The organism is Streptomyces scabiei 87.22 (assembly GCF_000091305.1).
GTDB classification, from domain to species: domain Bacteria; phylum Actinomycetota; class Actinomycetes; order Streptomycetales; family Streptomycetaceae; genus Streptomyces; species Streptomyces scabiei.
The window spans coordinates 8,225,722-8,239,270 of the sequence record NC_013929.1 but is presented as its reverse complement, the minus strand read 5'-3'; the positions used below and the strand labels follow the sequence as shown (position 1 = coordinate 8,239,270).

Genomic DNA, 13,549 nt, shown 5'->3' with positions numbered 1-13,549 from the left:
TCCTGGGTGTGGTGCCAACGGCTGGGGACGGGTCGGGTTACCGGTGGTTACGGTTCCGCTCCCGCACGGTCCGGGGTCGTCGCCCGGGTGTCACGCGTTCGTCCCGGGCCCCACCTTCACGACCTCGCCGATCACGATGACGGCCGGCGGCCTGACTCCCTGCGTACGCACCGTCGCGGCGACCGTGGCGAGCGTGGCGTCCACCCGGCGCTGCGCGGCCGTGGTGCCCTCCTGGACCAGGGCGACCGGGGTGTCGGGGGACTTGCCGTGCGCCACCAGGGTCTCGGCGATCCGGCCGATCTTGTCGACGCCCATCAGGATCACGAGGGTGCCGGTCAGCCGGGCGAGGGCGGGCCAGTCGACGAGCGAACGCTCGTCGTCGGGAGCCACATGGCCGCTGACCACGGTGAACTCATGGGCGACGCCCCGGTGGGTGACCGGGATGCCGGCGGCGCTCGGCACGGAGATCGAGCTGGAGATGCCGGGCACGACCGTGCACGGGATACCGGCCTCGGCGAGCGCGTGCAGTTCCTCCATGCCGCGGCCGAAGACGTACGGATCGCCGCCCTTGAGGCGCACGACCGACTTGCCCTGCTTGGCGTGCTCGATCAGCGCGTTGTTGATGGCCTCCTGGGCCATGAAACGGCCGTACGGGATCTTCGCCGCGTCGATCACCTCGACGTGCGGCGGGAGTTCGGCCAGGAGGTCGCGGGGGCCGAGGCGGTCGGCGATGACGACGTCGGCCTCGGCGAGGAGGCGGCGGCCGCGCACGGTGATCAGGTCCGGGTCGCCGGGGCCGCCGCCCACGAGGGAGACACCGGGGGTGCGGGTGCGGTGGTGAGGGGCCACGAGCGTGCCGTCGCGCAGACCCTCGACGACCGCGTCGCGGATCGCGGCGGTGTGGCGGGGGTCGCGCTCCTGGGCGTTGGCCGTGAGCACGGCGACCGTGACGCCCTCGCTGTGGCCGGTCGCCGGGGTCCAGGCGGTGGCCTCCTCCGCGCTGTCGGCGCGCACGCACCAGATGCGGTGACGCTCCGCCTCGGCGGACGCGCGCGCGTTCGCCACCGGGTCGCCGGTGGCGACCAGGACGTACCAGGCCTCGGCGAGGTCGCCCTCCGCGTACCGGCGCCTCTCCCAGGTCAGCTCGCCCGCGTCCGCCATCGCCTCGACGGAGGGGGTGGCGCTCGGGGACACCAGGACGATGTGGGCGCCGGCCGCGATGAGCGCGGGGAGGCGGCGTTGGGCGACCTGACCGCCGCCGATGACGACCACTCGGCGGCCGGTGAGGCGGAGGCCTACGGGGTAGGCGGGGTGTTCGGCCATGAGGGTGCGGCTCCTCGGGCTGGCGGCGTGCGAGGGGGGCCACTGCGGCTTTGGAGTAGGCCCTGACGTGCGGATTCTAAGGGGCGGACGGGGAGTGCGGCTCAACAGGTTCGCCGGCCGGACCGCGGAGCCGGGTGCGGGCCGGTGGGCGCGAGCGCCCTCCGGGTCCGTGGCGCACCCGGCGCCCGCTCCCTACTTCTCGGTCACCCCCGCTGAGTCGAACGTCGCCACCTCGTGCATCGCCCTGGCCGCGCTCTGGACGACCGGGAGGGCGAGGAGGGCGCCGGTGCCCTCGCCGAGGCGGAGGTCGAGGTCGACCAGGGGCCGCAGGCCCAGCTTCTGCAGTGCGGCCACATGGCCCGGCTCGGCACTGCGGTGGCCCGCGATGCAGGCGGCGAGGACCTCGGGGGCGATGGCCCGGGCCACGAGCGCGGCGGCGCCGGCGCTGACGCCGTCGAGGATCACCGGCGTCCGCAGGGAGGCGCCGCCGAGGAGCAGGCCGACGATGGCGGCGTGCTCGAAGCCGCCGATGGCCGCGAGGACGCCGATGGGGTCGGCGGGGTCGGGCTGGTGCAGCTCGATGGCCCGTCGCACGACCTCGGTCTTGCGGGCGAGGGTCTCGTCGTTGATACCGGTGCCCCGGCCCGTGACCTCGGCGGGGTCCGCGCCGGTGAAGACGGCGATCAGGGCGGCGGACGCCGTGGTGTTGGCGATGCCCATCTCGCCCGTGAGCAGCGCCTTGTTGCCGGCCGCGACCAGGTCGCGGGCGGTCTCGATGCCCACCTCGATGGCCTGCTTGGCCTCGTCGCGGGTCATCGCGGGGCCGGTGGTCATGTCGGACGTACCGGCGCGGACCTTGCGCGGCAGCAGCCCCGGCGTGGCCGGGAGGTCGCTCGCCACGCCCACGTCCACCACGCACACCTCGGCACCCACCTGGGCGGCGAAGGCGTTGCAGACCGCTCCCCCGCCGAGGAAGTTGGCGACCATCTGGGCCGTCACCTCCTGGGGCCAGGGAGTGACGCCCTGGGCGTGCACGCCGTGGTCGCCCGCGAAGATGGCGACGGCCGCGGGCTCCGGGATGGGCGGCGGGCACTGCCGGGACAGGCCCGACAGCTGCGCGGAGATGATCTCCAGCATGCCGAGGGCGCCCGCCGGCTTGGTCATGCGCTTCTGGCGCTCCCACGCCTCGCCGAGCGCCTTGGCGTCCAGCGGGCGGATACCGGCGACGGTCTCGGCCAGCAGGTCGTGCGGCTCGGCGCCGGGCAGGGCGCGGCGGCCGTACGTCTCCTCGTGGACGACCCAGGAGAGCGGGCGCCGCTTGGCCCAGCCCGCCTGCATCAGCTCGGGCTCCGCCGGGAACTCGTCGACGTAGCCGACGCACAGGTACGCCACGACCTCCAGGTGCTCCGGCAGCCCGAGCTCGCGGACCATCTCGCGCTCGTCGAAGAAGCTGACCCAGCCGACGCCGAGCCCCTCGGCGCGGGCCGCGAGCCAGAGGTTCTCGACCGCGAGCGCGGAGGAGTAGGGCGCCATCTGCGGCTGGGTGTGGCGGCCCAGGGTGTGGCGGCCGCCGCGGGTCGGGTCGGCGGTGACGACGATGTTCACCGGGGTGTCGAGGATCGCCTCGATCTTCAGTTCCTTGAACTGCTTCGCCCGGCCCTTCGGCAGCGACTTCGCGTACGCCTCGCGCTGACGCTGGGCGAGTTCGTGCATCGTGCGGCGCGTCTCGGCGGACCGGATGACGACGAAGTCCCAGGGCTGCGAGTGGCCGACGGAGGGCGCCGTGTGGGCGGCCTCCAGCACGCGGAGCAGGACGTCGTGCGGGATGGGGTCGCTGCGGAAGCCGTTGCGGATGTCGCGGCGCTCGCGCATGACCTTGAGGACGGCCTCGCGTTCGGCGTCGTCGTACGGCGGCGCGGCGGGGCCCGTGGGCTGCCGTGCCTCGTCCTCCTGCACGTCGGACACGGGAACGTCGTCGGGCGTCTCGTCCACCGGGTCCGTGCTCTCCTCCGCTGCCGCTTCCACTGCTTCGGCCTCGTGCGCCGCTTCGCCGTCCTCCTGGTCGGCGGCCCGGGTGGCCAGGTCCTCGGCGTTCTGGACCAGCTCGGGTTCCGCGTCCGCGCCGGCCGCCGCGAGCGACTGCGGTACGACGATCGTCTCGTCCTCGGAGTCCCGAGGACCGGGGACCGCGGGCCCGGCCGCCGCTTCCTCCTGCCCCTCGGCGGGCGGGAACTCGGTGACGGCGGGCGCCGACGACGGGGCCGGTGCCGTTCGAGGGGCGGCGGTCGGCAGGGAGCCGAGGAGGGGGACGAACGGTTCCGGCGGACGGACGGCACCGGTCTCCGGTGCGGGCTCCCGGGTCGCTTCGGCGAGCGGTGTGTCCGGCGCGGGCTCGGCCGGGGTCCGGACCACCGCACCCTGGGGGGCGGCGATCCCGGTGGTCACGGGGTGCGGCGCCTCGGCCGGGGAGGGCTCGGCGGTCGCGGCGGCGTCCACGGTCACGGGGACAGCGGTCTCGGGGTCCACGGTCGGCGGGTCGGCCGGTGCTTCGGCGGTCGCCTCGTCGGTGGGCCCGGACTGCGCCTGCGGCTCTCCCTCGGCGGGCTGCTCGTCGGCCGCGTTCACCTCGGTGACCTCGGGCTCGACGACGGCTTCGGCGGGGTCGGGCGTCGGTACGGCCTCCGGCTGCGGAGCAGCGCCGTCGGACGCGGCGGTCTGCTCGGCTGCGGCTTCCTCGGCCCGGCCCCCGTCCACGCTCCCGGCCAGCTCCTCTTCCTCGTCGGCTGCCTCGTCCGTCACTGCCTCGACCGGCTCGGTGGCCTGCGGGCCCTGTGCGGCGGCCTCGGCCTCCGGCTGCGTGGGCTCCAGCGGCCGGGCTTCCGCGGCCTCGGGCACGGGCTCCGCCTCGGGTTCCGGCGTCGGGGCCTGCTCCGCCTCGGCCTCCGGGGGCAGGGGTGGCTCCGCGACCGGGGTCGACGTCGCCTGCCCGGACTCCTGCGCGGGGGCGGGGGTGCTCTCGTCGTCCGACGCGGCGGGGGTCCCCGGCTCGTCGGTCCCGTCGGTCGCGTCGGCTTCGTCGGCCGGCGCCTGCTGCTCCGGGGCCGCAGGCCGCCCGGCATCGGCCGGGTCGGCCGTTCCGGCCTGCTCGGGCAGGGCGGGGTCGGCCAAGGGCAGCGCCTCGGCCTCGTCGGGCACGGCCGGAGCGGACGCGTCGACGGGGTCCGGGGTCTGCGCCTCGGGCTCCTGAGCGACCTGCGAGGCGTCCTGGGCCTCGGCGACGATCCCGGCCGGTACCGGCTCCGGGTCCCCGGCGGCGGGGCCGACGGGCTCGGGCTCCTGGGAGACCGGCGCCTCGGGTGCCTGCGCCTCGGGTGCCGTCTCCACGGGCTCGGGGTCCTGCTGGACCACCGCCTGGGGGGCCTCGACGGCCGGCTCGGTCTCCGGCACGGAAGGCTCCGCGGCAGCCTCGGGGGCAGCTTGCTGCTCCGCGCCCTGCGGCTCGGCCGTCTCCGGCATCTGTGCCTCGGCCGTCTCCGGCATCTGTGCCTCGGCCGTCTCAGGCATCTGTGCCTCGACGGCGACCGGCACGTCCCCGGGCTCCGGGGCGTGCGCCTGCGGCTCGGCCTCCTCGGCGACCACGGCTGCCTGCTCGACGACCGGTGCCCCGACCGCCTCCGGCGCCTGCGGCGCCTGCTCCTCGGCAACGGCCGGCGCTTCCTCGGCCTCCCCGGGGTGCGCCTGCGGCTCGACCGCCTCGGCCGTCTGCTCGACGGCCGGCGTCTCGACGGCCTCCGGCACCTGCGCCTCGACGGCGACCGGCGCTACACCGGCCTCCGGGGCATCCGGCTCCGGCGCGTCCGGCTGCGATGCGTTCGGCTCCGCCGCGTCCGCCTGCGGCTCGGCCGTCTCCGGGGCCTGGAACTGCGCCGCGACCGGCGTCCCCACTGCCTCCGGGTTCCGGAACTGGGCGGCCGCGGCCTCCTGCGCCAGGGCGTAGGCCGCGTCCTGGGCCTGGTGGAGAGCCTCGGCGTCCTGGATGTCCTCGGCCGGTGTCGTCTCGGCCACGGCCACGGAGAGCTGTGCCTCCTGCGGAACGACCGTTTCTGCGGCCGCTCCCCCGGGCGCCACCGCGGGGGTGGCCTGCGCGGGGGCGCCGACCCACTGCGACACGGGCTGCTGGGGCGCGTCGAGGTACTCCGGGCCGGGGTGGCGTACGGCGCTCGGCGGCACGGGGGCACCGGCCGGCCCGCGGTCGGCGAGGGAGCGGACCGGGCTGGCGGAGGCGTCGGGGGTCGGCGGACCGAGGTGCAGCGGGCGGCGGGCCACCGGCGGCTGCGGGACGGGGGTCGCGACGGGGGTACGGACGGCGCTCAGGTCGTGCGAGCCGCTGTCGCGGCCGGACATCTCGTGCGGGCCCGGCTCATGGACGGCGGGCTCGTGGACGACCTGGACGACGGGCTCGGGGGCGGGCGGGGGCATCTCGTTGCCCCACGCGCCCTGGGCGCCCGGCAGCAGGAGATCTTCGTCCTCGGCGGCGGTCTCGGAGAGGTAGGTGTACGCACCCGGCGCAGGGACGCCCGGCTGCTCCACCATGCCTGCGCTCTCCGGCAGTCCCTCGCCCGGGACCTGGCCGGTGTCGGTCATGCGTACCCCTCGCCCATCGGTTAGTGCCTCCATGCCAGCTGGCCCGGGAACGGCGCACCTACCGCCCCACTGTGGAGAACGAGCGTGCGTGCCCAGCGGCACGTGACGACCCGGCTGCATGTCGACAAAGCCATTGAAGGGCCATTGTCCCGGTCGTCCCCCCGTCGCGACAGCTTGATCCGCGACGGTCCACTGTGGACTGCGCCACGTTGCGCGTCCTCCCCGTTTCGCCGTACCACACACGCCCTCAAAACGGGCGTGCTTTTAGGACATTGACCGACGAAAGGCCGGATGTCGAAGTGCGGTACAACAGTCGGCCAGCCTACCGCGCCGGTACGACAACCGGATCACACGGAACGTTCGGGCAGAGTCCCGCTGAGCAGGAACGCGACGCTCCGCTCCCGTTCCGTCCAGGCCCTGGTATCGAGTTCCACGGACTGGACGAAGTCGCAGCGGACCTCGTACCCGTGCTCGGTCAGGTCCCGTCCGACGCGCTCGGCGGCGGGCCTGGTCAGGGCGTGGGTGACGATGCGCCGCGGGCGGCGGTCGGCCACGGCCGAGACCACCCGGGCTCCCCCGCCGCCGACGCGTACGACATCGGGTTCGGGCAGGTTCTCCAGGACGTGCGGGGCGGCTCCGTGCACCACCTGGAGCTGCACGCCGAAGCGGCGGGCGGCGAGGGTGGTCCGGCCGCAGGCTTCGGGGTCGTGGTCCACGGCGATCACGGCGGCGCCGCAGCGGGCTGCCTCGGTGGCGAAGGCACCGCTGCCGGAGCCGATGTCCCAGACGAGGTCGCCCACCCGGGGGCCCAGGCAGGCGAGTTGGGAGGAGCGCAGCAGTTCGGACTCGCCCTCGCCCAGGGCACCGCCGTAGACGGCGGAGGGCAGGGCCCAGCCGCGCGGTCCGGCGGCGGGGTCGCGCCCGGCGAGCCAGCCGCCGCCGGCGGCCGCGCCCGCGTGGCCGCCGATGACGATGACGAGGTTGGGGTCGCGCCAGGTACGGTCCACGGCCTTGTCGGAGCTGAGGACGGTGACCCGCTCGCGTTCCGTGCCGAGTTCCTCGCAGACGACGAAGGTGCGGTGGACACTGTCGAGGAGCAGGCCGAGTTCGGCGGGTCCGGCGCCGGGCGAAGTGAGGACGGCGACCTTGGTGTGGGCACGGCAGACGTTCACCGCGCGGCGCAGCGTACGGCGGTGGGCGACGACGACCTCCGCGTCGTCCCAGGGCATGCCCGCGCGGGCGAAGGCGGCGGCGACCGAGGAGACACCGGGGACGACCTCGACCTCCAGGCCGAACTCGGGGGACCGCAGGGTGCGGACGACACCGAAGTACCCCGGGTCGCCGTCGGCGAGGACGACCGCGGTTCCCCGGTGGCCGGCGATGCGGCGGGCGGCGAGGGCGACGCTGCCGAGGCGGATGCGTTCGGCGCGCGGGGGCACCTCGGGCAGTGCGAGATGGTGGGCCGCGCCGGCCACCAGCGTGGCGGCGGCGAGGGCGGAACGTGCCGCGGCGGTCAGGGGGGAGCCGTCCCAGCCGATCACCGTGACCCGGTCGGCCATCTTCGTCAGTCTCCAGAGGGTCTTCGCAGGTCGTCGGGAATGCCCGCACGGGGTGCGTCGAGACTACCCGGTGGCCCGGTGGGCTCCGGCGGCCGGGTTCGCGGCCCCGCGACGGCCGCGGGGGTTCAGTTCCAGTCCGAGTAGGCCCCGTAACCGCCGCTGTCGGCCAGTTCCTCGCTGACACCCTCGATGTCCTCCGGGAGGAGGCTCCAGACGATGAAGTCCGTACGGACCTCGGTCCAGCCGTCCTCGGCGGTGCGGGTGCGCGCTATACAGGCGTTGCGCAGGACGCCCTCGCTGATACAGCCGATCTTCTGCGCGACCTGCTGGGAGGCGGTGTTGTCGGCGGCCGTGCGCAGCTCGATGCGTTCGAACTTCTGCTCACGGAACAGCCATTGGGCGGTGGCGAGGGCGGCCTCGGAGGCATAGCCCTCGCCGCGCGCCCAGGGGGCGACGACGTACGAGAGTTCCGTCGCTCGTACGTGCCAGTCGGTCTTGGTCAGCCGGATGACGCCGACCAGGCGCTGGGTGAGGAACTCGGTGACCGCGAGGTCCAGGCCCCGTCCCGACGTGCGTTCGGTGGGCGCGTACCCGGTGATCCAGGTACGCGCCTCGCGTTCGGTGAAGGGCTGGGGGACATCGGTCCAGGCCATCACCTGCTCGTCGTTCATCATCTCGGTGAAGGCCTGGATGTCGTCCTCGTCGAACGGGCGCAGAACCAACCGATCCGTGTTGATGGAGATGTCGGGAAAGGTGCTCATCATGCGCCGCTCCGTAACCTTCGAAAACTTTGAGAGCCTGCCGAACTGCCCAGCATGCAGCATGAAAGCACTGAATCGCACCAGGGGGCCGACTCCCCGTGAGGGAGCGGCCCCGATGCGTGGCGATACGCCGTATACGTGCCGTCGGCACGGAAGGACGGGAGCGGGAGGGGACCCGGGTCAGAACGACGGGATGACGGAGCCGTTGCTCCACTTGTCCTCGATGAACTTCCGCACCTCGTCGGAGGTGAGGAGCTCCGCGAGCTTCTTCACGCGCGGGTCGTCCTCGTTGCCCTCCTTGACGGCGAGGAAGTTGCCGTTCGGGTTGCCCTTGGCGGGCTCGACGGCGAGGGCGTCGTCGGCGGGCGAGAGGTCGGCTTCGAGGGCGTAGTTGCCGTTGATCACCGCGGCGTCGACGTCGTCGAGGGAGCGCGGGGTCTGGGCCGCCTCCAGTTCCTTGAACTTCAGCTTCCTCGGGTTCGCGGTGATGTCGGCGGGGGTCGCGTCGGTGCCGGCCCCGTCCTTGAGCGTGATGATCCCGGCGGAGTCGAGGAGCTTGAGGGCGCGTGCCTCGTTGACCGTGTCGTTCGGGACGGCGACGGTCGCGCCGCTCTTGAGGTCGTCCTTGCTCTTGAGCTTGTTCGAGTAGAGGCCGAGGGGCTCCAGGTGCACGGTGACGACGGGCACGATGTGCGTGCCGTTCTTCTTGTTGTAGTCGTCGAGGTACGGCTGGTTCTGGAAGTAGTTGGCGTCGACGGAACCGTCCTGCGTGGCCGGGTTCTGCAGGACGTAGTCGCTGAACTCCTTGACCTCCAGATCCAGTCCGGCGTCCTTGGCCAGCTTGTCCTTCACGAAGTTGAGGATGTCGGCGTGCGGGGTGGGGCTGGCGGCGACGACCAGGGGGCCGCTCGTGTCGGACGCGTCGGTCTTGTCCGCGCCGCAGGCGGTGAGCCCGAGGGTGAGGGCCCCGGCGGCGAGTACGGCGGTGGTGAACTTGGCGGTGTTACGCACGAAAAGTGCCTTTCCTTTTGGGTGGAGCTGTCCCGTCGTGGGTGGGACGGGAAGTCTGCGGGTGCCCGAGCGCGGGCTAGACCTTGGTCATGTCCGCGGTGGCGGTTCCGGCCCCAAGCAGCCGGAGCCGGGGGGCCGCTCCGGAGCGGCCGCCGCGCCGGTGCAGGGCCCGGGCCGCGGAGTCGCCGGCGAACTGGATGACGGAGATGACGACCGCGAGGACCACCACGGTGATCCACATCAGCTCGGTCTCGAAGCGCTGGTAGCCGTACCGGATGGCGATGTCGCCGAGGCCGCCCGCGCCGACCGTGCCGGCCATGGCCGAGTAGCCGATGAGGGCGACGACGGTCGTGGTGGCCGAGGAGATCAGTGAGGGCAGGGACTCCGGGACGAGGACCCTGCGGACGACGGTCCAGGTGGTGCCGCCCATGGCCTGCACGGCCTCGACGAGCCCGTGGTCCACCTCTCGGACGGCCGTCTCGACCAGGCGCGCGAAGAACGGGACGGCGCCGATGGCGAGCGGCACGACGGCCGCCTCACGGCCGATGGTCGAGCCGGTGACCCAGCGGGTGAAGCCCATCAGCGCGACCATCAGGATGATGAAGGGCATCGAGCGGGCCACGTTCACGACCTGCCCGATGACCTTGTTGGCGAGGACGTTGCGCAGCAGCCCGTCCCGGTCCGTGAGGACGAGCAGGATGCCGAGCGGCAGACCGACGACGACCGCGACGAGCGTGGACCAGCCGACCATGTAGAGGGTGTCCCAACAGGCCTGCTCCAGCAGCGGCCGCATCTCGGACCAGGTCACTTGGCACCTTCCTTCACCAGGACGGGCTCCTGGCCCACGACGTCGATCTGGAGGCCCTGTTCGCGCAGGAAGCCGATCGGCACCACGTTGTCCTCGTAGCGGCCGGGCAGCTCGATGCGCATCCGGCCGACCTGGAGGCCGCCGACGGTGTCGATGGCGGCGCCGAGGATCGAGATGTCGATGTTGTAGGTGCGCGACAGCCGGGAGACGACGGGCTGGGTGGCCGCCTCGCCCTGGAAGGTGACGTCGACGACGGTGCGGTCCTCGCCGGTGGCGTCGCCGGTCACCGGGAAGAGGGCGGTGGCCAGTTCGGAACCGGGGGTCGCGAGGAGTTCGCTCACCGTGCCGGACTCGACGATGCGCCCGTTCTCCATCAGCGCGGCCGAGTCGCAGACCGACTTCACGACGTCCATCTCGTGGGTGATCAGCAGGACGGTCAGGCCGAGCTCGCGGTTGAGGTCGCGCAGCAGCGTCAGGATCGAGCGGGTGGTCTCCGGGTCGAGGGCGCTGGTGGCCTCGTCGGACAGGAGCACCTCGGGGTCGCCGGCGAGGGCGCGGGCGATGCCGACGCGCTGCTTCTGACCGCCGGAGAGCTGGGCCGGGTAGGACTTCGCCCGGTCGGCGAGCCCGACGAGGTCGAGGAGTTCGAGGGCCTTGCGGGAGCGCTCCTTGCCGGACCTGCCGAGGATCTCCAGGGGCAGCTCGACGTTGTCCTGGACCGTGCGGGTGGACAGCAGGTTGAAGTGCTGGAAGACCATGCCGATCCGGCTGCGCGCCCGCCGCAGCTCCTTGCCGGCACGGGGGCCGCGCCCGGCGAGGGCGGTGAGGTCCCGCCCGGCGACGGTGACGGTGCCGGCGGTGGGGCGCTCCAGCAGGTTGACGCAGCGGATGAGGGAGGACTTGCCGGCGCCGGACTGGCCGACGACGCCGTACACCTCGCCCTCGCGGACGTGGAGGTCGACGCCGTCGAGGGCGGTGACCTCACGGCCGCGCGAGCGGTAGACCTTGGTCAGGCCTGATGTCGTGATCACTGGGGTTTCCATCACTGTCGAGTACGCGGGGCAGGGGTGTGCCCGGGTACGGGAGGGAAGGCGTGCGCGGGCACAGGGGTCACGTACGGCGTTCAGCGACGCGTACGGACGTGCCGGGGGGTGGGGGCCTCTAGCAGGCGCACATTCGACACATACAACGAGCACCGGGCGTCATCGTCGCCTCGGTCGCAAGGGTGCGGCAGCTCGTCGTGGTCATGAGATCAGTAAAACAGATGTATGCGGCAGGTGAGAGCGGAGCGTCCGCGATACGGACAGCATTACCGGGAATACCAGCAGGTGGAGTGGAGTGGCGTCCACCCTGTGGGCATCCGTCGCTGTGGCCAAGGCCACGGTGCACGCCCGGCGGGCCTCCTGGGGCGGGGCCGGACGTGGCGGGGTTTTGCGCCGTAATAGGGTCGCGGCATGCTTGTTCCCCTGACGGTGACGACCGCCGTCGCCGCGCTTCTGCTCGCCGCCTGGTGCGGCTGGGCCGCGTACCGCGATCAGCCGACCAAGGACTGGCACTTCATCGGCATGGCCGTGGTGTCGGTGCTGGCCCTGGTGCAACTGGTCGTCGGGATCGTGCAGTTGGCGCGCGGGGAGAAGCCGGAGCAGGGAACCACGATCTTCGTCTCCTACCTGCTCGGAGCGTTCGCCTGCGTCCCGGTCACCGGGTTCATGTCCCTGGCGGAGCGCACCCGCTGGGGCAGCGTGACCGTCGCGGCCGGCGGTGTGGTGCTCGCCGTGCTGCAGGTGCGGCTCTACGACATCTGGGGAGGCTGACGTGAGCGCGACGGACGAAGTGCGGCAGGAGACGAAGCGGACGCGGCTGATCAGCGGACCGGGGATGCTGCTGGTCTGGCTGTACGGCGTGATGGTCGTCGGGGCCGTGTCGCGGTCCGCGGTGCAGATCTCCACCGAGTTCGCGCACGCACCGCTCGCGTACACGCTGTCCGCGGTGGCCGGGGTGGTCTACGGGTTCATCACGTACTCGCTGGTCCGGGGCGGGGAGTTCGCCCGGAAGGCGGCACGGGTGTGCTGTGCGGTGGAACTGGCGGGCGTGCTGATCGTGGGGACGTGGACGCTGGTGGAGCCGTCGGCGTTCCCGGACAGGACGGTGTGGTCGGACTACGGGATCGGCTACCTGTTCATCCCCGTGATCCTTCCGGTCACGGCGATGTACTGGCTGCGCAGGAGCGCGCGCCGGGAGGCGGCCGCCTGAGGGACCTCAGACGGCCGGAGAACCGTCGCGGCCGACGCCCTGCTTCCGCCCCCTTCCGGGGCCGCTGTCACGCCGTCGTCGCGTACGCCTCCGCGGGCTTCTCCAGCACCACCATCGGCACCCCGTCCCGGCCCTGGCTGGTCCCCACGGTCTCGTAGCCGACCCGGCGGTAGAGCCGCAGGTTGCCCTCGCTGCGGTGGCCCGCGCTGAGGCGGAACCTGGTGGCGCCGCGCTCTCCGGCGAGGGCCGACTCGGCGGCGCGCAACAGGCGCGCGCCGATGCCGTGGCCCTGGAGGCGCGGGTGGACGCAGAGCTTGCCGATGGCCGCGGTGCCGTCGGCGTCGAGGGCGCCGCGCACGGAGCCGACCACTTCGTCACCGAGCCTGGCCACGAACACGCAGTCCGAGGCGACCTCCTCGCGGACGGAGTCGAGGCTCTGGACGAGCGGGTCGATGCGGTAGTTGCCGTACAGGGCCGCCTCGCCCTGGAAGCACAGGTACTGCAGCCTGAAGATCTGCTCGGCGTCCTGCTCGGTCGCCACCGCGATGGTCACGCTCATGCCCATGTGTGCACGCCTCCCGCTCACCTGCTCACCCGATGTCCTTCACTCCTATCCCCGTGGTTCGTGTGCCGCAACCTCCGTGGCCAGCAATCGCCGAAGACATCCCAGACATCTGGAGCGTTCCGGGCCCAGGCTGCCCTGTGAGATACCCAACTCGCCCGCGATCTCGCGATAGGTGAGGTCGTTCGGGGACAGCAGGGCCGCGAGCAGCCGGGGGCAGCGCCCGGGGAGCCGGCGTACGGCCGCGTACAGCGCGCGGCGGCGGGCGGCGGTCAGGGCCTGGTGCTCGGGGCCGGGCGCGTGCTCGTCGGCGGGCTCGGCGGTGTAGGGCAGTTCACGCCGGGCCGTGCGGCGGCTGAGGCGCGCCTCGAAGCGGACGGCGCCGCGCAGCCAGCCCTCCGGGTCGGCGGGCGGGCCGTCGGCGTCGAGCCGTTCCAGCAGGCGCAGCCAGACCGCCTGCTCCAGGTCCCCCGCCTCGGCGCCGGCCGCGTGGGCCTCGGCCGACGCCTCCGCGGCCAGCAGGGGGCGGAGGACGGTCAGCAGGTCGTGTGTCATATGCCCCGGGACGCCACCGCCCCGGCAGGGGTTGCCGGGGCGGACGGAAGTCACCCCAATCGGGGCAGGGGGT

Annotated in this window: 11 protein-coding genes; 2 read left to right on the top strand and 9 right to left on the bottom strand. The window is 73.2% G+C overall.

Translation table 11 applies throughout. The annotated features are described in order from the left end of the window. Nucleotides 1–90: 90 nt before the first annotated feature. From cobA to SCAB_RS35615, 7 genes are all read right to left on the bottom strand, one after another. A complete protein-coding gene (gene cobA / locus SCAB_RS35645) occupies nt 91–1,323 on the bottom strand; it encodes a uroporphyrinogen-III C-methyltransferase (RefSeq protein ID WP_041670034.1) in 1,233 nt (410 codons plus the stop codon). Between the two features lie 192 nt (nt 1,324–1,515). Further along, nucleotides 1,516–5,967 carry a nicotinate-nucleotide--dimethylbenzimidazole phosphoribosyltransferase gene (gene cobT / locus SCAB_RS35640; RefSeq protein WP_013004967.1) on the bottom strand — a complete coding sequence of 1,484 codons (4,452 nt, stop codon included), beginning with the start codon at nt 5,965–5,967 and terminating at the stop codon, nt 1,516–1,518. A gap of 347 nt (nt 5,968–6,314) precedes the next feature. Continuing rightward, nucleotides 6,315–7,526 carry a precorrin-6y C5,15-methyltransferase (decarboxylating) subunit CbiE gene (cbiE, locus tag SCAB_RS35635; RefSeq protein ID WP_013004966.1) on the bottom strand — a complete coding sequence of 404 codons (1,212 nt, stop codon included), beginning with the start codon at nt 7,524–7,526 and terminating at the stop codon, nt 6,315–6,317. 125 nt (nt 7,527–7,651) lie between these two features. Further along, nucleotides 7,652–8,290, bottom strand: coding sequence for a GNAT family N-acetyltransferase (locus tag SCAB_RS35630; protein ID WP_037725644.1), 639 nt, complete (start codon nt 8,288–8,290; stop codon nt 7,652–7,654). A 177-nt stretch (nt 8,291–8,467) separates the two neighbouring features. Further along, on the bottom strand, nt 8,468–9,298 hold the full coding sequence (locus SCAB_RS35625; RefSeq protein ID WP_013004964.1) for a MetQ/NlpA family ABC transporter substrate-binding protein: 831 nt from the start codon (nt 9,296–9,298) through the stop codon (nt 8,468–8,470). Nucleotides 9,299–9,374: 76 nt separating this feature from the next. Further along, nucleotides 9,375–10,106, bottom strand: coding sequence for a methionine ABC transporter permease (locus SCAB_RS35620; RefSeq protein ID WP_013004963.1), 732 nt, complete (start codon nt 10,104–10,106; stop codon nt 9,375–9,377). Then, complete coding sequence (locus SCAB_RS35615; RefSeq protein WP_013004962.1) at nt 10,103–11,137, bottom strand: methionine ABC transporter ATP-binding protein; 1,035 nt, start codon at nt 11,135–11,137, stop codon at nt 10,103–10,105. Before SCAB_RS35615 ends, SCAB_RS35620 begins: the two co-directional genes overlap by 4 nt. 423 nt (nt 11,138–11,560) lie before the next feature. Between SCAB_RS35615 and SCAB_RS35610 the strand changes: the two genes are divergently transcribed. Together SCAB_RS35610 and SCAB_RS35605 are read left to right on the top strand one after the other, a co-directional pair. Next, entirely contained in the window at nt 11,561–11,920 is a 360-nt protein-coding gene (locus SCAB_RS35610) for a hypothetical protein (protein WP_013004961.1), read from the top strand. 1 nt (nt 11,921) lies between these two features. Next, nucleotides 11,922–12,359: a hypothetical protein gene (locus SCAB_RS35605; protein ID WP_013004960.1), complete on the top strand. Its 438-nt coding sequence runs from the start codon at nt 11,922–11,924 to the stop codon at nt 12,357–12,359. A 67-nt stretch (nt 12,360–12,426) separates the two neighbouring features. Here SCAB_RS35605 and SCAB_RS35600 read toward each other — a convergent pair whose 3' ends face one another. After that, nucleotides 12,427–12,924, bottom strand: coding sequence for a GNAT family N-acetyltransferase (locus SCAB_RS35600; protein ID WP_037725642.1), 498 nt, complete (start codon nt 12,922–12,924; stop codon nt 12,427–12,429). Between the two features lie 45 nt (nt 12,925–12,969). Continuing rightward, nucleotides 12,970–13,476 (bottom strand): RNA polymerase sigma factor, encoded by a 507-nt coding sequence (locus tag SCAB_RS35595; protein WP_037725641.1) that lies wholly within the window; start codon nt 13,474–13,476, stop codon nt 12,970–12,972. Between the last annotated feature and the right edge of the window lie 73 nt (nt 13,477–13,549).